This is a genomic window from Agrobacterium sp. DE0009 (assembly GCF_007680755.1).
Taxonomy (GTDB): Bacteria; Pseudomonadota; Alphaproteobacteria; order Rhizobiales; family Rhizobiaceae; genus Agrobacterium; species Agrobacterium tumefaciens_B.
Genome location: NZ_VEIU01000001.1, coordinates 727726 through 744304, shown reverse-complemented (window position 1 = coordinate 744304; position 16579 = coordinate 727726). Strand labels below are relative to the sequence as shown.

General features: G+C 58.7%; 16 protein-coding genes. 6 read left to right on the top strand and 10 right to left on the bottom strand.

Translation table 11 applies throughout. The features are described 5' to 3' along the window. Positions 1–23 precede the first annotated feature (23 nt). Together FS804_RS03780 and FS804_RS03775 are read right to left on the bottom strand one after the other, a co-directional pair. Complete coding sequence (locus FS804_RS03780) at positions 24–278, bottom strand: heavy-metal-associated domain-containing protein (protein WP_144574846.1); 255 nt, start codon at positions 276–278, stop codon at positions 24–26. 106 nt (positions 279–384) lie between these two features. Then, positions 385–1842, bottom strand: a complete 1458-nt coding sequence (locus tag FS804_RS03775) for a TrkH family potassium uptake protein (RefSeq protein WP_186376645.1) — start codon at positions 1840–1842, stop codon at positions 385–387. 80 nt (positions 1843–1922) lie between these two features. Between FS804_RS03775 and ilvA the strand changes: the two genes are divergently transcribed. The 3 genes from ilvA (at position 1923) to FS804_RS03760 (ending at position 4963) form a co-directional block, all read left to right on the top strand. Further along, entirely contained in the window at positions 1923–3197 is a 1275-nt protein-coding gene (ilvA, locus tag FS804_RS03770) for a threonine ammonia-lyase (RefSeq protein WP_144574843.1), read from the top strand. 74 nt (positions 3198–3271) lie between these two features. Continuing rightward, positions 3272–3577 (top strand): HlyU family transcriptional regulator, encoded by a 306-nt coding sequence (locus FS804_RS03765; RefSeq protein ID WP_144574840.1) that lies wholly within the window; start codon positions 3272–3274, stop codon positions 3575–3577. A 120-nt stretch (positions 3578–3697) separates the two neighbouring features. Further along, positions 3698–4963, top strand: coding sequence for a diguanylate cyclase (locus FS804_RS03760; RefSeq protein WP_144574837.1), 1266 nt, complete (start codon positions 3698–3700; stop codon positions 4961–4963). Between the two features lie 27 nt (positions 4964–4990). Here the strand turns inward: FS804_RS03760 and FS804_RS03755 are convergent, their stop codons facing one another. Further along, entirely contained in the window at positions 4991–5608 is a 618-nt protein-coding gene (locus tag FS804_RS03755; protein WP_144574834.1) for an FMN-dependent NADH-azoreductase, read from the bottom strand. 150 nt (positions 5609–5758) lie between these two features. On the opposite strand from FS804_RS03755, the gene FS804_RS03750 reads away from it, so the two are divergent. Next, positions 5759–6727: a LysR family transcriptional regulator gene (locus FS804_RS03750; RefSeq protein WP_144574832.1), complete on the top strand. Its 969-nt coding sequence runs from the start codon at positions 5759–5761 to the stop codon at positions 6725–6727. A 134-nt stretch (positions 6728–6861) separates the two neighbouring features. Here FS804_RS03750 and FS804_RS03745 read toward each other — a convergent pair whose 3' ends face one another. The 3 genes from FS804_RS03745 to FS804_RS03735 form a co-directional block, all read right to left on the bottom strand. Beyond that, entirely contained in the window at positions 6862–8850 is a 1989-nt protein-coding gene (locus FS804_RS03745; RefSeq protein ID WP_144574828.1) for a bifunctional 2',3'-cyclic-nucleotide 2'-phosphodiesterase/3'-nucleotidase, read from the bottom strand. A 215-nt stretch (positions 8851–9065) separates the two neighbouring features. After that, positions 9066–9401, bottom strand: a complete 336-nt coding sequence (locus tag FS804_RS03740; protein ID WP_063951267.1) for a PilZ domain-containing protein — start codon at positions 9399–9401, stop codon at positions 9066–9068. Positions 9402–9500: 99 nt separating this feature from the next. Then, a complete protein-coding gene (locus FS804_RS03735) occupies positions 9501–9968 on the bottom strand; it encodes a DUF1203 domain-containing protein (RefSeq protein WP_144574825.1) in 468 nt (155 codons plus the stop codon). A gap of 163 nt (positions 9969–10131) precedes the next feature. Here FS804_RS03735 and FS804_RS03730 point away from each other — a divergent pair, with 163 nt between their 5' ends. Together FS804_RS03730 and FS804_RS03725 are read left to right on the top strand one after the other, a co-directional pair. After that, positions 10132–11010 (top strand): DUF4344 domain-containing metallopeptidase, encoded by an 879-nt coding sequence (locus tag FS804_RS03730; RefSeq protein ID WP_144574822.1) that lies wholly within the window; start codon positions 10132–10134, stop codon positions 11008–11010. Positions 11011–11055: 45 nt separating this feature from the next. Further along, positions 11056–11700 (top strand): dihydrofolate reductase family protein, encoded by a 645-nt coding sequence (locus FS804_RS03725; protein WP_144574818.1) that lies wholly within the window; start codon positions 11056–11058, stop codon positions 11698–11700. 61 nt (positions 11701–11761) lie between these two features. Here the strand turns inward: FS804_RS03725 and sseA are convergent, their stop codons facing one another. The 4 genes from sseA to FS804_RS03705 all read right to left on the bottom strand — a co-directional run bounded on the left by sseA (position 11762) and on the right by FS804_RS03705 (position 16549). Further along, positions 11762–13183 carry a 3-mercaptopyruvate sulfurtransferase gene (sseA, locus tag FS804_RS03720; protein WP_144574815.1) on the bottom strand — a complete coding sequence of 474 codons (1422 nt, stop codon included), beginning with the start codon at positions 13181–13183 and terminating at the stop codon, positions 11762–11764. Positions 13184–13199: 16 nt separating this feature from the next. Then, complete coding sequence (locus FS804_RS03715; RefSeq protein WP_144574812.1) at positions 13200–13937, bottom strand: alanyl-tRNA editing protein; 738 nt, start codon at positions 13935–13937, stop codon at positions 13200–13202. 12 nt (positions 13938–13949) lie between these two features. After that, on the bottom strand, positions 13950–14987 hold the full coding sequence (locus FS804_RS03710; RefSeq protein WP_144574809.1) for a cysteine synthase A: 1038 nt from the start codon (positions 14985–14987) through the stop codon (positions 13950–13952). A 122-nt stretch (positions 14988–15109) separates the two neighbouring features. Further along, entirely contained in the window at positions 15110–16549 is a 1440-nt protein-coding gene (locus FS804_RS03705; protein WP_144574806.1) for a deoxyribodipyrimidine photo-lyase, read from the bottom strand. Between the last annotated feature and the right edge of the window lie 30 nt (positions 16550–16579).

Sequence of the window (16579 nt, the reverse complement as noted above, 5' to 3'; positions counted from 1 at the left end):
AGCGCCGCCGGAATCTTTTCTGTTCAGGCGCGCGCTTCCGGCGTGTATCCAGCCGCAGTAATGATTTCGGCAATGTGCGCAGCATCGGATGCACCGCCGACGACGACCGTGCGGCTTGCCGGATCGGCATGCACGGCGGCACCGGGAACGGTCTTTTCGATCGCACCCTTGATGACACCGGCGCAATGGCCGCAGGTCATGTCTTCAACGTGAAAGGAAAGGCCTGCGTTGACAGGGGCGGCGGTGGTTTCGTGATTGTGCTGATGGCCATTGCACATAGGCGGTCTCCGTGGTTTGGAAGTCTAACACAACAGAGCCTGGACTATTCCAACGTGGGAAGGTCAAGCGCTTTATTCATGTCATCGCATCATGTGCGTGAACACCTTAACTGCGCCAGAAAATCGGCATCATCAGCACCAGAACCGTCAGGATTTCCAGACGTCCGAGCAGCATCAGCACGGACAGGAGATAAAGCGCGGGATCGCTGATGGTGGAGAAATTGCCTGCCGGACCGATGATCGGACCGATACCGGGGCCGACATTGGCGAGCGAGGTCGCAACCGCCGAGGTGGCAGTCAGAAAATCATAACCCATCAGGCTCATGGCAAGGCTGCCGGCGATCCACAGGGCAATAAAGCAGCTGACAAAGAGGAAGATCGTCCGGATCGTATCCGGATCGACCACCTGCTGGCCGTAACGTACGGAATAGACAGCGTTGGGATAGATCAGTTTTTTGAGGCCGGCCCGCACGACATTGAACATGATGAGGAAACGATAGGCCTTGATGCCGCCCGCGGTCGAACCGGAACAGCCGCCCATGAAGGTTGCGAAAAAGGCAACGACAACAACGAAGGGCCCCCAGAGCGTATAATCGTCGCTGGCAAAACCGCCCGTCGAAAGGATCGAGGTCATGTTGAAAAAGGAATGGCTCAGCGCGTCATCCAGTGGCACGCCATTCCTGAAATGGTGGTAGACACCGACGGCAATCGAGATCGCACAGAGATAACCGAGGAAAACAGCGATCTGCGGGTCGCGCAGCGTTTCCAGCCGACGGCGCACGGCGAGCAGGATCATGACCGAGAAGGGCAGGCTGCCGAAGATCAGGAAGATGGTGGCGATCCAAAGCAGCGCGGTATTGTTGAAATAGGCGAAAGAGGCATCATGGGTGGAAAAGCCACCGGTCGCCACTGTCGACATGGCGTGGTTCAGCGCATCGAAATGCGACATGCCGGCAAAATCGAAGGCTACCGTGCAGGCGATGGTCATGACGATGTAGATCGCCACAAAAGCGCGGGTGAAGCTTGCCAGCCGCGCGAAAGGCCGGTCGTTGCCCGTATCGGACGATTCCATGCGGAAGAAGGTCATGCCGCCGACACGCAGGAGCGGCAGGATGAAGAGGCCGAGCGCCACGATACCGATACCGCCGAGCCAGCAGAGTAGGGATCGCCAGAGAAGAATGCCCTGCGGCGCGTTATCGAGGCCGGATATGGCCGTTGATCCGGTCGTGGTGATGGCGGAGACGGATTCGAACAGCGCCTGGCCGGGGGACAGATCGAGCTGTGACAGGTAAAGCGGAACGGCGCCGACAATCGAAAATACCAGCCAGAGCACGTTGACGAGCAGGAAGCCGAAACGCTTGTTGAAGGAGGCGATCGGCCCACGCGTCGCAAGCGCGCAGGCAAGTGCGAAGCCGCCGCACATGAAACCTGAAAGCGCAAACACCATCCAGTCGTCATTGCCGTAATAAAGATCGGTCAGCGCGGGCAAGAACATGGCCGTCGCAAGGTAAAGCCCGAAGATGGACGCGACATAAATGACGGAGCGCAGGAGATTGCTGTTCAAGAAATGAAACCCAGGGTTCGTGGCCGCGCTGAAATGAATCTTTGTCTCTGACGCCGTCCTATGGCATAGCGGGTGCCATTATGAATTTCAATGGATTGACTATCGTGGACAAGCAGCTTGTGGAAGCAGCGCGGCGGGAAGTGCGGGAAATATTCCCCGAAACCCCGCTGCAGTTGAATGAACATCTCAGCCGTCGGTATGGCGCGTCGATTTGGCTGAAGCGTGAGGATCTGTCCCCGGTTCGTTCCTACAAGATTAGAGGCGCGTTCAACTTTCTGCGCAAGGCCGTCGCAAAAGCCGGAAAAGACAAGATTTTCGTTTGCGCTTCGGCCGGCAACCATGCCCAGGGCTTTGCGTTCGCCTGCCGCCATTTCGGCGTTCACGGCGTTGTTTTCATGCCGGTAACAACACCGCAGCAAAAGATCGAAAAAACCCGCATCTTCGGCGGTGAATTCATCTCGATTCGTCTGGTGGGCGACATTTTTGACCAGTGTTATGCGGCTGCCCGCCAGCACGTGCAGGATAATGACGGCTACATGGTGCCGCCCTTCGACCATGAGGACATCATCGAGGGACAGGCGACTGTCGCGGCCGAAATCATGGATCAGCTGCCCGACGGCACGAAGCCCGATATCGTCGTCATGCCGGTCGGTGGCGGCGGTCTTTCAGCCGGCCTCACCGGTTTCCTGGCCGGGACCGTGGCGAAGGAAAACTTCGTGTTCTGCGAGCCCGAGGGTGCGCCGAGCCTGAAGAAGAGCCTGGAGCGCGGCGAGCCGGTGACGCTGAACAAGGTCGACAACTTTGTTGATGGCGCAGCCGTCGCCCGCATTGGTGACCTGAATTTCAAGGCGCTCAAGGATTTTCCGGCCGATCAGGTCCAGCTCATCCCGGAAAACGCCATCTGTGTGACGATCATCGAGATGCTGAACCTGGAAGGCGTGGTGCTGGAGCCTGCCGGCGCGCTTTCCATCGCCGCGCTGGAAAAGCTTGGCCGCGAGAGGCTGGAAGGCAAGACCGTGATTGCGGTGGTCTCCGGTGGCAATTTCGATTTCGAACGCCTGCCGGATGTGAAGGAACGCGCCATGCGTTACACCGGCGTCAAGAAATACTTCATTCTGCGCCTGCCGCAACGCCCGGGCGCGCTGCGCGACTTCCTCAACCTGCTCGGTCCGGACGATGATATCGCCCGTTTCGAATATCTGAAGAAATCGGCTCGCAACTTCGGCTCGATCCTGATCGGGATCGAAACCAACGCGCAGGAAAACTTCGCCGGGTTGCTGGAGCGCTTTGAAGCGGCCGGTCTCGGTTATGAAGACATCACCGAAAATGACATCCTGTCGAACTTGATCATCTGATCCGGACAGGATGACAGCGAGGGGCGGGCCAATGCCGCCCTTCGCATGTTAGACGAATTGAGGGAGTGAAAGCCATGGCATCGTTTTTTTCAAAAATCCTCTCGGCCTTCGGCTCCGGCCAGCCGTCCTCTGACGGGCCGCAGAAAGTAGCGCAGGCCGAGCCGCATGCCCATGGCGATTACCTGATCTATGCGACGCCGATCAAGGAAGGCGGCCAGTTTCGCTTGGCGGGCCGCATCGAGAAAAAGGCGGGTGATGAGGTGCTGGTGCACGAGTTCGTCCGCGCGGATGTCTTCACCAGCATGGATGACGCGGTGGAGTTCACGATTCGCAAGGCAAAGCTCATCATTGATCAGAATGGCGCTTCGCTCTTCCCCTGAGAATGATGACCTTTTCTCGCTGCGGACATTAAGATTCCGTTGGTTGCTTCAGCCTATCCTAAAACAATGAAGCCGCGTGCCAAGGGCGCCACGCGGCGTTAACAGGTAAGGCATGAGCCGATGCATTGGGCAAATCTCGCCCTCTTTCTAACGGAAGCCGTCGTCTATTTCTCGGTCATGACGGCTTTCCTGCATTATCGGCATATCCTGGGCATCGGTGTCTTTCTCACCGCCCTGGGTGTCATGCATTTCATGGAAACCTATCTGGCGGCCGTCTTTTACGTACAGCTGCCTTTCGGCGTGGCATCTCCCGGCTCCTCCATCCTTTTTGCCGGCAAGCTGATGATGATCCTCATGCTTTACATGCGCGAGGATGCGGCGGTGGTGCGACAGCCGATCTACGGCCTGTTTCTCGGCAACATCCTGACGGTCATCATGGCCCAGCTCATCCGTTTTCACGAGACGGTGGCGATCGTGCCCGGACAGGCCGCCAGCACCGCCTTTCTGGATGAGATGGGCGTGCTGATGGTGTGGGGCACCAGCCTGCTCTATATTGATGCCATCGCCATCATCCTGTTTTACGAAAAGCTGGGCCGGTATCTGCAGCGCCATATCGTCCTGCGTTTCGGCATCTGTGGTGTCGTTATCCTCAGCCTCGATCAGGCGGGCTTTTATGGCGCATTGCGTTTGCTGTTCGACGCGCCGATCGACGTGTTCTATGATGGCTGGAAGGCAAAGATGGCGGCGGTCGCCGTCTATTCCCTGCTTTTTGCGGTCTACCTGTGGCTGACCTCCGCCAAGGGCCGTTTTTTGATACGCCGCAACATCGCGGATGTTTTCAACGATCTCACTTTCCGGGAGCGTTACGAAGAGCTGTTATCCCGCTCCGGACGCGACGTTTTGACGGGCGTTTCAGATCGCGCCCGCATGGAGCTTGATGCGCCCTCCATCGTTCTCGACTGCACGGAGAAGCGCCGACCCGTCAGCGTGATGATTGTTGACATCGACCACTTCAAGACGGTCAACGACAGTTTTGGTCACCTTCAGGGCGACGACATGCTGCGAAACTTCGCGGCTGTGCTGAAGCAGCTGGTTCAGCCCCATGGCCACCTCTATCGTTTTGGCGGCGAAGAATTTGTCGCTCTGCTTCCAGCCATGACACATGAAACGGCCCTCGGCTTTGCCGAAGAGTTGCGCAACGCTGTCCTTGCGGGTCTGCGAAGGCCGGACGGTACGCTCCTGACCGTCAGTATCGGTGTGGCGACGGGCCTCGAAGATGGCCGGCTGTTTCTCGAACTTCTCTCCGAGGCAGATGCGCGTCTGTATGCGGCAAAAAATAACGGCCGGGACCAGGTCCACGGCCGTTACGGAATGTGGGTCGGCTGATATCTTTCGATATCAGCTCCAATTGCCTCAGGCGGCCTGCGCCAGTTCTTCAACCTTGGCTTCAGCGGCGGCAACAGCCTTTTCGACGGCTTCCGGACCGAATGCCAGGCCCTCGACATAGATGACTTCCACATCGGTCATGCCCATGAAGCCGAGAACGGTCTTCAGGTAGGGCACGGCGTGGTTCATCGATACGGCCGGGCCTTCCGAATAAACGCCGGCAGCAGCGAGCACGATGTACACCTTCTTGTCAGTGGCGAGACCGACCGGGCCGGTTTCGGTGTATTTGAAGGTCTGGCCGGCGCGGGCGACGTTGTCGATCCACGACTTCAGGCCGGAATAGATGTTGAAGTTGATGAGGCCGGTGCCGATGACGACGGTGTCGGCCGAGAGAAGCTCGGCAACCAGCTTGTCGGAATAGTCGGCGGCAACCGCTTCTTCAGCCGTGCGCTGGTCCGGTGCCTTGCGGATGGCCGCAGTCTTGACGGTGTCGAGATGCGGGATTGGATCAGCCGCGAGATCGCGGTGGACGAGCGTGTTCGAAGGCGACTTGGCCTTCAGCTTGCCCGCCAGTTCACCGGCGAACTTGTTGGAAACCGACTCGTCGCCGCGTGGGCTGGAAGTGATGAGCAGAATGTTGGACATGGTCTTTTCCTTACTTATGCGGTGAATTCACGGGCGCCTTGGGAGGGCGGGAGAGCACGATGCCCTGCCTTTGCGCCTTATATGAAAAATTAGTGCCATCAAGAAAACTGTGATAATGTGGAAGCGATCTATCGATAAAATGGATGGGACATGGACGCGAACCCGACACTCGATCAATTGCAGGTGTTTTTAACGGTTGCCGAGACCGGTAGTTTTTCTGCGGCTTCGCGGGCGCTTAATCGTGCCCAGTCGGTGGTCAGCTATACGATCGCCAATCTCGAGGCACAGCTGGAGGTCACCCTGTTCGAGCGCAACGGTGTGCGCCAGCCCAAACTGACCGACGAAGGCCGCGCCATGCTGGAGGATGCAAGGCGCATCGTTGCGGGTCTGCAGGAAATGCGCGCCCGCGCCAAGGGGCTGAAACAGGGCCTGGAAGCGGAACTTTCCGTCGCTATCAGCACCATGGTGCCGGCGGAGGCCGTCGTTGCGGTGCTGCGCGATTTTCGCCAACAATTCCCAACCGTGACGCTCAGCCTCAACGTCGGCGAACTGGGCATGGTCATGGAGATGGTCTTATCCCGCAAGGCCGGTATCGGCATCGGTGGGGCGGTTTTGCGCCAGGATGATGAACTCGTGACGGAGAAGGTCGGCCATTCCTTCATGCTGCCGGTGGTTGCGGCCGATCACCAGCTGGCGCAGATCGAACGCCCGCTGGTTCTTGCCGACGTACGCGAGGAAGTTCAGCTCGTGGTCACCGATGCTTCAGGTCTGACCAAGGGGCGGGATTTTAATGTGCTGTCCTACAAGACATGGCGCGTCAGCGACATCGCCACCAAGTACCAGCTCATCAAGGGTGGCCTCGGCTGGGGCGGCCTGCCGGCCTCGCTCGTCCGCAATGACCTCACCAATGGAAGTCTGAAGGCGCTTGAACTTGAGGCCTATGAGCAGGGCGAATATCCACTCTTCACGTTGCGGCGGGTCGATTCGCCTGCCGGGCCCGCTGGCCAGTGGCTCTCCGAAGCGTTCCAGCAGCGCCTGTCGGCGTGCCCGAATCACAAGGATTTCAACGGGATGCTGGCGGCGAGCAAGCAGAGGACTCTGGCTGTCGCTGCGGAGTGATACTGGCTGTAACCACCACCGTTATATCTGGATCGAGAAGAAACAAGCGGCATGTCAGTTCTTTGCCCCAGCGTCCACTTCATGCCTGAAGAAACACTCTCCCGGCAATGTATCGCCGGGAGAGCCGTGTTTCTCTAGAGAACCAGCCGGAACTTCGCGAAACCTTCCGCACCGTCGCCTGCATCCTCGATTTTTGCACCTTTGATCTCCGCCGCATAGTGGCGGCCCTTGGGGCCAGTCTCGAAGATCGCTGTGGTATTGGCGACTGGGGCGAAGGACCAGTTGGCGTCCGCAGACGGGTTGATGGTTCCCTGATCGATAATATACCGCACGATCACGTCGCGGTTGGTATCGGGTGCCACGAAGATGACCTTGTCGGCGGCGATGTCGGGGAACTTGCCACCGCCACCGGCGCGGTAATTGTTGGTGGCTACCACGAATTTCTGTTCGGGATCGATCGGCTTGCCATTGAACTGCAAGTTTACGATGCGGTTGCTGTCGGGATTGACGGCCTTGCCGTCCTTGTCGAATTTCGCCGGTTTGGAAATGTCGATCTGGTAGGTAACACCGTCGATGACATCGAAATTGTAGGACGGGAAGTCGGCATTGAGGAGCGGCGCATCCTTGGCGCCGGCCTCCACCGTGTTGAACATGCCGGCAGACATTTCCAGCCAGTTCTTCACCTGCGCACCGTTGATCAGCACCGCCTGCACCGTGTTCGGATAGAGATAGAGATCGGCGACGTTCTTGATCGCAATGTCACCGGCGGGGACATCGGTGTAGTAATCCGCGCCGCCGCGACCGCCGGACTTGAAGGGGGCTGCTGCGGAAAGTACGGGCAGGTCCTTATATTGCCCTTCCTTCAGCATGTCCTTGATGTACCAGGTCTGGGCGTTGGAAACGATCTGCACGGACGGATCATCGGCCACCAGCGCGAAATAGGAATAGAGCGGTGCAGAGGTTTTACCGACGGGGCGGCGCACATAGGCGAGCGCCGCTTCGTGATCGGCCTTGGCGGCGGCGAGAACCTCCGGCTTGTCGGTATAGTCAGCAACGATCTTGCGGCTGTCGTCGCGATGGTAGATCGGGCGTGCCTCAGAGGTGAAGTCGATGATCTTCCAGCTCTTCCCATCCTTTTCGAGCAGCAGGTCAATGAGACCCATATGTGAGCCCCAGAAGCCGGCCATGACGGCCGGCTTGCCCATCAGCGTGCCCTTCACGGCATCCGCGCCCTCAATGCCGTCCCAGGTCTTCGGTCCGGGGAAAACGAGATGCTGGTGGCCGGTGAAGATGGCGTCGATGCCTTCGACGCCCGCCAGATAAAGCGAGGCGTTTTCCATGCGCTCGGTCTGGCCTTTGCCATCGATGCCGGAATGGGAAAGGGCGATGATGATGTCAGCCCCTTCCTCCTTCATCACGGGCACCCAGGCTTTCGCCGCCTCGACAATGTCACGCGTCTGGGCCTTGCCCTCTAGGTTCTTGGAATCCCACATCATGATCTGCGGCGGCACGAAGCCGATGATGCCGACCTTGACCGGGCTGGTCACGCCGCCGCCATCGCGGATCTGTTTTTCCAGAATGACGTAGGGCTTGAAGAAAAGCTCGTCATTCTTGGGGTCGGACGCCAGCTGGCCCTTGGTGAGGTTGGCGCAGACGTAAGGGAAACCAGCACCCGCCAGCGTGTTCGACATGTAGTCGAGGCCATAGTTGAATTCGTGGTTGCCGAGCGTACCGCAATCATAGCCCAGTACGTTCATGGCGTTGATGACAGGGTGCTTGTCGCCAGCCTTCATGCCCCGCTCATAGGCGATATAGTCGCCGAGCGGGTTGCCCTGCAGGAAGTCGCCATTATCGACCAGCATCGAATTACCGGCCTCGGCGCGGATCTTGTCGATGATCGAGGCGGTACGGGAAAGCCCCATCGTATCGTTCGGCTTGTCGGCGTAATAATCATAGGGAAAGACGTGAACGTGGATATCAGTCGTTTCCATGATGCGCAGATGCGCCTGATTGGACGCTGCACGCGCCGCAAAGGGGTGCAACATTACTAATGCCGACGAGGCTGCAATGCCGCCGAGAAGCGAACGCCGGGTAATGGGGTGGAGAGCGAGAAGCGACGACATGGGAACTCCTTGGGATGAAGCTTGCGCTGTCATGGAAAACGACAGGGTAGAAGCAATCGCCGAGGAGTCCATCACCAAAATGACAGGCTCGTGACAGACGGGGCTTTTTTCAACCTTTTGATAAATTTTTTATGGCCGACATGCGGCCCTGACGTCTCCGGGCCATGGAATGCGCGTTATCATTGCCGCGCATCCCTCTGCGGACGCAGGGCAGATCAGCGCGCCAGCGTCGGTTTCACTTCTTCATGGAAGAAGCGGAAGTATGAGGAAAGCTGCGCCAGCGTGTTGGTGGAAAGCTTAAGCTGAAGGCCAAGGCGGTTCATGTGCTGCCACTGGACGACCCCCTCGATGAAGCCGAGGTCGTCGCTCTGCACCTTGACCCGGCTTCCCTTTGCCGCGGCGAAAGGTCCGTCCAGTTCAAGCGCCATGCCGGTGGCGGAAAGATCAACCACACGGCCTCTTGTCGACTGGCTGAAGTAATGGACGGTGGCAAAAATTCTCGTCTTGCTGCGCGGTGCGCTGCGTGTCGCCATGTTGAGGTTGTTTGCCATGTTGACGCTCAAAATTTATTGTTTCTGACAGAGGCATCCTAGACTTGAAAAGTTTGAAACCGGTTTAGCCGTTAGGTTAAAACTTATCCAATGCTCGGTTTATGCTGTATCAATACGGCACTGATAGCAGTTGTTGCGGGCAGAACGCACATGCACATAGGCGATGTCTTCGCGCTCCAGAAGCTGTCCGGCGCGTGACGCGATCTCTTCGGTGGGGGTCACCGCGCCGGTGCCGTAGACGATGCGGTCGTCTGCCGAATATCCACGGACAATATAGTCAGGGCTGTCTAGCATCGTTGGCAATTCATCACTTTCAGGATAACGCTCGCAGGCTCTTTCATGCAGAAACACAGGTCCCGTCTCGGCATAGGGCTGAGGTGAAGGGAAGGGGCGATAGGCGAGGAGCAGCATGGGCTCGCCCTCATCAATTTGGCCAAGGCAATGGCGGCAGGGAATGCCGCCGGGCGAAATGACCTTCTCCGGCGTGTGGCCATAGGCGTCCGCCGCCCCGGCCCGGAAGGCCTCTGCTTCTTTAGCCGGCATTGCAGTAAAGACGATAGTTGTCATGGCAGGGTCTCCTGAGAGGTGATCGGCGTTGCTTCTTTGCAGCTATGATCCCGAAATGGAGCACTATCCACCCGATTCTTGACAGGTGATGCAACCAGCCCATTGCGTGACTCGTTAGCTTGGGGAATCAGTGGCGCTCCTCGTTCCCGGAAGGTCTGATTTTATGTTCCGTCGTTTTATGGCCGCTGTTCCGCTGGCTCTCATGTCATTGACGGTTCCGACGCAGGCCCAGATGGCGTCCGGGCTCGACGGCCTGTCGGATGATCAGCTACAGCAGGCAGTCAACTTCGTCATCGGCAACGCGATTTTCTCGCTTTACCATGAGGGATCGCGCATGCTGATCTCGGATTTCGGCACGGCGGAGACGGCAAGCGCCCAGGCGCCAGCCGATCAGCTGGCCGGCACGCTTATCCTTCAGGCCAATGAGGAATGGCTCGACACGGCGCTCGTCAACGCCACAGACAGCTGGTATCTCGCGCGTGAGGCGGAAACGCTACCGGAGCACGAAGCTCCGGTGTTTTCCGCGCTGGTGCCGGACCGAAGCCGCGACCGTAACATGGCCTGCCTGATGGTCGGCCGCGACAAGGACGGGTACGGCGATCTGGCCACGATGATGGGGCTTCCCAATACCGAATTCGACAAATGTGTTGCTGCCTATCCGGGTGTAGCCTCGGCCTGGGAGAAATTCCTAGCGTCTCACCGCAGCCAGACACCATCGAAATTTTCCGTCAGCTACGTGCCGCCGCGCGACCCTGACCTCGAGCCTTATGCCATCATGGTCAAGGAATCGAAGGTTCTCGATCTCATCAGCCGCAGTTTCAGCGGTTATGGCCTGAAGGGCGATGTGAAGCTGACGGCGAAGTCCTGCGGCCGCCCCGATGTTTATTGGTCGGCGGAAAAGCGCGAAATCACCTATTGCTACGAGCTTGGCAAATTCCAGGCGGAGCTGATCGCCGATCATCTCATGAACACCGTCACGCAGGACAAGGGCGCCGCCGGCGGACAAATCCCGACGGCGGTCAATCTGGAACGGGAAATCTGAGGCCGATCTGCTGGTAATCTGCCTCTTGAACGGGAGGAGAGTGCCATGCCGAACGTTGTCGTCCGCAATTTCGCCGTCTCACTTGATGGCTATGGCGCAGGACCAGACCAGAGCCTGGAGAATCCGCTGGGTGCGAAAGGCGAAGAGCTGCACCAATGGGCCTTCAAGACCCGTACCTTTCATCGCATGTTCGGCAAGGAGGGTGGATCGACCGGCCTCGACGAGGATTTTACCCAGAAGAGTTTCGCCAATATCGGAGCCTGGATTTTAGGCCGCAACATGTTCGGCCCTGTACGTGGTGCCTGGGCGGATGAAAAGTGGAAAGGCTGGTGGGGCGAGGAACCGCCTTATCATGTTCCGGTCTTCGTATTGACGCATCATGCGCGTCCGTCCTTCGAGATGAAGGGCGGTACGGTCTTTCATTTCGTGACGGAAGGCATCCAGGCAGCGCTCGACAGGGCGCTCACGGCTGCGAATGGAAAGGATGTCCGCATTGGTGGCGGTGTTTCTACCATCCGCCAGTACATGGCCGCAGGCCTCATCGATGAATTGCACCTGGCGCTGGCGCCGGTGTTCCTTGGTCGCGGCGAGTCACTTTTCGAAGGCATGGACTGGGCGTCGCTCGGTTACCGCTGTACCGGTACCGTGGCGGGTGAGGGCGCCACCCATCTGATTGTCGAAAAGGTGTAAGCTTAACGTCGCTCCCCATCCTTGACTGACGACGATGGGGAAGCGTGAAGTTGAAACAAGCTCAATGACGCAGAGAGATTTCCAAAAGCTCGGTATCGGCAAGCGGCTCCACCCATGCCTCATAGGTGCCGACTGGGGAAAAACCCATCATCTGGTAAAGCTGCAGCGCGCGCGGGTGGTCGAGCGTGTTGGTCGTGACCGTCACCCGCTGTGGATTGTCCTGCCAGGCGGCATAAAGCGCCTGTAACAGGAACCACTTGCCCACACCTGCGCCGATAGCCTCCTCGAGCAACCCAAAATAGGACAGCTCTGTCACCTCGTCGCTCGCCTTGTTCAATTCGAAGAAACCGGCCGGTGCGCCGTTCATGTAGAGAACCGTGACGCTGTTTTTCGGGTCGCGCAGGACCGCCGAGAGTTCCGCGTCGCTCATCCGCATGCGCTTTTGCCAGTGCCAACGCTTGCCCACCCGCCAATAGAGGTAGCGATAGAAGTGCAGGGGAATGTTGTTGACCCGCATCAGCGCTGTCTGGATATTGACCGGGATCGGCAGGCTGACCTTTGGCGGCGCCGTCATTTCCAGCTGAGTCACATGTGCCTTGAGCGGTCCGTGCGACAGGGTCGGGATAGCATCGGCCGGACCGGTAACAACCGGCGTATCCTGTAATCCGCCCCATTCCGACCACGAGCCGTCATAAAGCGAATTGTCCTGATGGCCGAGCGATTCCAGTGCGAGCGTTATGACGGCGGCGGTCACGCCCGAGCCGCAGCTGGTCACGACAGGTTTCGTCAGGTCGATCCCGGCATCGGCCACCATCTTGCGAATGGTGGTCAGGTCCTTGAAATGGCCGTTTTCGGAAAAGGCGGTCGCTGGCAGGTTGCGTGCGCCGGGCATATGGCCGGAACGCATGCCGGCGCGCGGCTCCGCCTCGTCGCCGGTAAAGCGTCCGGCACCGCGCGCATCGGCAATCTGCTTTTCGCCGCTATCGACGATGCCGCGCATGGCGCCGAGCGAGGTAACGCGCTTCTCATCGAAGTCCGGCGTAAAGGTTGCGGGCGTGATCTCCGGCGTCCCCGTTTCAAGCGGTCGGCCCTCACGCTTCCAGCCATCAAGACCGCCGTCCAGCACATAGACCTTGGCAACCCCCATCACCCGCAACATCCACCAGACGCGCGGCGCGGAGAAGAAACCGGGGCCATCATAAACGACGATCGTATCGGTGTCGCTCAAGCCCAGTGCGCCGACCTGTTCTGCGAAGAATGTGGGCGAGGGCAGGGAATGCGGCAGGCCGGTCGTGTGATCGGCAATCTTGTCCTGATCGAAAAAAACCGCGCCGGGCAGATGGCCGGCCGCGTATTCTTCCGCGCCGTTGCGCTTATGCGCCGGCAAATACCACGAGGCATCCACGACACGAAAGCCTGATGTGCCAAGCTGTTTTTCCACCCAGTCCGCCGAAACGACGAAACGGCTCTTATCCGTGCTCACGATGTCTCTCCCGATCTCAGGCAGCAGCTTCAGGGGCGCCGAAACGAATGCGGAACCGCCTGTTCTCCTTGCCCTTTTTCTCTATCTTGGCAATGTGGATATCGCCCACTTCCTGCGTTTCGGAAACATGGGTGCCGCCGCAGGGCTGGCTGTCGATGGTTGAATTTTCGCCGATGCAGACGAGGCTGACCCGGCCGAGGCCCATTGGCGGGCGTACATTCTTGGATTTGACGATGCCCGGATTGGCAGCAAGCTCCTCATCGGTGATCCATTGCAGGAAGACGCGATGGTTGGCTTTCACCAGCTCCATCAGCTTTGCAGTCACCTCGTCTTTGTCGATGGTTTCCGACATGTCGAAATCGACACGCGATTCGTCCTCGCCGACTGCTGCTCCCGTGATCGGCCACTGGCAGACGACGGACAGCAGATGGCAGGCCGTGTGCATGCGCATCAGCTTGTAGCGGCGCGGCCAGTCCACATGCAGGGTCAGCTTCTCGCCGATCTGCGGGCAGGGCTGGCCTTCCAGTGGTACATGGATGATGACGCTTTTGTCGGCGCCATGCCTGGTTATCCCAAGTTGGATGCGCGAGCCATCGGCCCGCTCCAGAAAGCCGCTATCGCCGGGCTGGCCGCCGGATGTCGCATAAAAGCAGGTCTGGTCGAGCTCGATGCCGCCATCCTCATGCACCGCCGTGACGATCGCTTCTGCGGTAGCAAGATAAAAATCGTCACGGAACAGGGCATTCACAGGCATTTCGGCATGTCCTCAGGCGGTTTCATAGGGAACCGGTATATCGCTTTTTGTTGCCAGCCACTGCGGAACGGGAAGGCCCTTGGAACGCAGGAATTCCGGGTTGAACAATTTTGACTGGTAGCGATTACCGTAGTCGCACAGTATCGTCACAATGGTATGCCCCGGACCGAGGTCGCGGGCAAGGCGGATTGCGCCGGCAATGTTGATGCCCGACGAACCGCCAAGGCACAGGCCTTCCTTGGTGACGAGATCAAAGAGGATGGGAAGCGCTTCCGCATCGGGAATGCGATAGGAAAAGTCGGGCGTAAAACCTTCCAGATTGGCGGTGATGCGGCCCTGGCCGATGCCTTCGGTGATGGAGGAGCCCTCGGACTTCAGCACGCCATGCTGATAGAATTCATAAAGTGCTGCCCCTTCAGGATCGGCAAGGCCGATCTTGATGTCGGGATTGAAGTCGCGCAGGCCATCCGCCACGCCCGCCAGCGTCCCGCCCGAGCCGACAGCGCAGATGAAGCCATCCACCTTGCCATCGGTCTGGTCCCAGATCTCGGGCGCCGTCGTTTCGATATGAGCCTGACGGTTGGCGATGTTGTCGAACTGGTTGGCCCAGATCGCGCCGTTCTCGTCGGCTGACGCGAGCTGCTTGGCGAGCCGGCCGGACACCTTCACGTAATTGTTCGCATTGGAATAGGGAGCAGCCGGAACTTCGACCAGCTTGGCGCCGAGAAGTTTCAGCGCATCCTTCTTTTCCTGGCTCTGCGTCTCCGGGATGACGATGACCGTCTTGTAGCCCAGCGCATTGGCGACGAGCGACAGGCCGATGCCGGTATTGCCCGCCGTTCCCTCGACGATGGTGCCGCCCGGCCGCAGATGCCCGCGCCTTTCGGCATCTCTTATAATGTAGAGTGCGGCCCGATCCTTGACGGACTGGCCCGGATTCAGGAACTCCGCCTTGCCGAGGATTTCACACCCCGTCGCTTCAGAGGCAGCCTTCAGGCGGATAAGGGGCGTGTTGCCGATAGCACTGAGCGCAGAGGGGTGAATGGTCATGATTGAGCCTTCTTGTCTGAGCGGAAATTAGGTGCCGTTATGTCCCGTTACAACCGCTTCAAGGCAAGAAATTATCTTCCCGGCTTCGCCTTAGCCACGCAAAATTTTCCCGATACCCAGTTTTATGCGCCCTTCTTGATGCGGGAATAGGCGGCGAGGGCTCTTTCCCGGCCTTTCGAGTGGTCGACAATCGGCAGCGGATAGGTCTTGCCAAGTTCAACGCCTGCTTTCTTAAGCACCTCTTTCGGCGCCTCGAACGGCTTATGGATATATTTCGACTCGAGCTTTTCGAGCTCCGGCACGAAGCGGCGGACATACTCCCCGTCGCCATCGAATTTTTCGCCTTGAAGGATGGGATTGAAGACACGGAAGAACGGCGAGGCGTCCGCGCCCGAGCCGGCCACCCATTGCCAGTTCGCGGCGTTGGAGGCGGGGTCGGCATCAACCAGCGTATCGCGAAACCACTTTTCGCCTTTCCGCCAGTCGATCAACAGATGCTTGATGAGAAAGGACGCCACGATCATCCGTACGCGATTGTGCATCACGCCGTGCTTCCACAGTTGCCGCATGCCGGCATCTACGATCGGGTAGCCGGTCATGCCGCGCGTCCAGGCTTTAAAGGACGTTTCATCATCGCGCCAGGCGAAAGCATCGAAACTGTCGTTCCAGTTCTTTTCGCCGAGCTCTGGGAAATGGAACAGCAGATGATAGCAAAATTCCCGCCAGACGATTTCCTTGCGGAAACGGCTGATATCGTTCGACGCGATGTGGCGGGAAAGCCCTTTCGTGGCATGCCAGACCGTGGCAGGGGAAATTTCCCCAAGCGCCAGATGCGGTGAGAGCAGCGACGTGGCATCCTTTGCCGGGAAGTCCCTGCCTTCTTCATAACCCTTCAAGGCGCCATCGACGAAATCATCGAGTTTTTTCCGCGCCGCCTTCTCCCCAGGTGTCCAGACGTCGCCGAAATGTCTGGCCCAGTCTGGTTTGGTCGGCAGAAGCTTCCAGTCGGAAAGCGTCTCCGATTTTGGCCATGCCTTGGGCGCTTTCAGGCTCTTCGGCGCATCCGCCGGCGCGTGCGGCTCATCCCCGCCCTCGATCGCGCGCCAGAAGGGTGTGTAGACGCGGTAAGGCCCGCCGGACTTTGTCTTCAGCCGGGAAGGCTCATGCAGGAGGTGGCCGGAAAAACTACGGACTGTCAGCCCTTCGTCCCGCAGCTTCTGCTTGAGCGCCTTATCCTCGGCGATACCATCCGGATCATATCGTCTGTTCCAGAAGACGGCATCAGCGTCGGTCATTGATATCAATTCGCGAAGCACCGTCTCCGCTTTGCCGCTGGCGAGAAGGAGGTGGCTGCCCTTTTTCTCGAGTGCGCCGCTCAGTTCCGTCAGCGAATGATGCAGCCACCATTCCTGAGCACCGCCGAGTGCTCCGCCTGTTTTTTCATGGATATACAGTGGGATGACGGGCCCGCCGTGCTCTAACGCGGCAAGGACGGCAAGATTGTCGGAAAGGCGCAGATCCTTACGGAACCAGATGATAGCGGCGGCGGTTTTGCTTGACATAGGAGGTCCCGGTTCACTTCCGCTTGAACG

What these genes read in the sequence shown, in the direction of transcription:
- FS804_RS03780 (WP_144574846.1), bottom strand. Translation starts at nt 278, where the DNA reads ATGTGCAATGGCCATCAGCACAATCACGAAACCACCGCCGCCCCTGTC.
- ilvA (WP_144574843.1), top strand. Translation starts at nt 1,923, where the DNA reads ATGAATTTCAATGGATTGACTATCGTGGACAAGCAGCTTGTGGAAGCA.
- FS804_RS03765 (WP_144574840.1), top strand. Translation starts at nt 3,272, where the DNA reads ATGGCATCGTTTTTTTCAAAAATCCTCTCGGCCTTCGGCTCCGGCCAG.
- FS804_RS03760 (WP_144574837.1), top strand. Translation starts at nt 3,698, where the DNA reads ATGCATTGGGCAAATCTCGCCCTCTTTCTAACGGAAGCCGTCGTCTAT.
- FS804_RS03755 (WP_144574834.1), bottom strand. Translation starts at nt 5,608, where the DNA reads ATGTCCAACATTCTGCTCATCACTTCCAGCCCACGCGGCGACGAGTCG.
- FS804_RS03750 (WP_144574832.1), top strand. Translation starts at nt 5,759, where the DNA reads ATGGACGCGAACCCGACACTCGATCAATTGCAGGTGTTTTTAACGGTT.
- FS804_RS03745 (WP_144574828.1), bottom strand. Translation starts at nt 8,850, where the DNA reads ATGTCGTCGCTTCTCGCTCTCCACCCCATTACCCGGCGTTCGCTTCTC.
- FS804_RS03740 (WP_063951267.1), bottom strand. Translation starts at nt 9,401, where the DNA reads ATGGCAAACAACCTCAACATGGCGACACGCAGCGCACCGCGCAGCAAG.
- FS804_RS03735 (WP_144574825.1), bottom strand. Translation starts at nt 9,968, where the DNA reads ATGACAACTATCGTCTTTACTGCAATGCCGGCTAAAGAAGCAGAGGCC.
- FS804_RS03730 (WP_144574822.1), top strand. Translation starts at nt 10,132, where the DNA reads ATGTTCCGTCGTTTTATGGCCGCTGTTCCGCTGGCTCTCATGTCATTG.
- FS804_RS03725 (WP_144574818.1), top strand. Translation starts at nt 11,056, where the DNA reads ATGCCGAACGTTGTCGTCCGCAATTTCGCCGTCTCACTTGATGGCTAT.
- FS804_RS03715 (WP_144574812.1), bottom strand. Translation starts at nt 13,937, where the DNA reads ATGCCTGTGAATGCCCTGTTCCGTGACGATTTTTATCTTGCTACCGCA.
- FS804_RS03710 (WP_144574809.1), bottom strand. Translation starts at nt 14,987, where the DNA reads ATGACCATTCACCCCTCTGCGCTCAGTGCTATCGGCAACACGCCCCTT.
- FS804_RS03705 (WP_144574806.1), bottom strand. Translation starts at nt 16,549, where the DNA reads ATGTCAAGCAAAACCGCCGCCGCTATCATCTGGTTCCGTAAGGATCTG.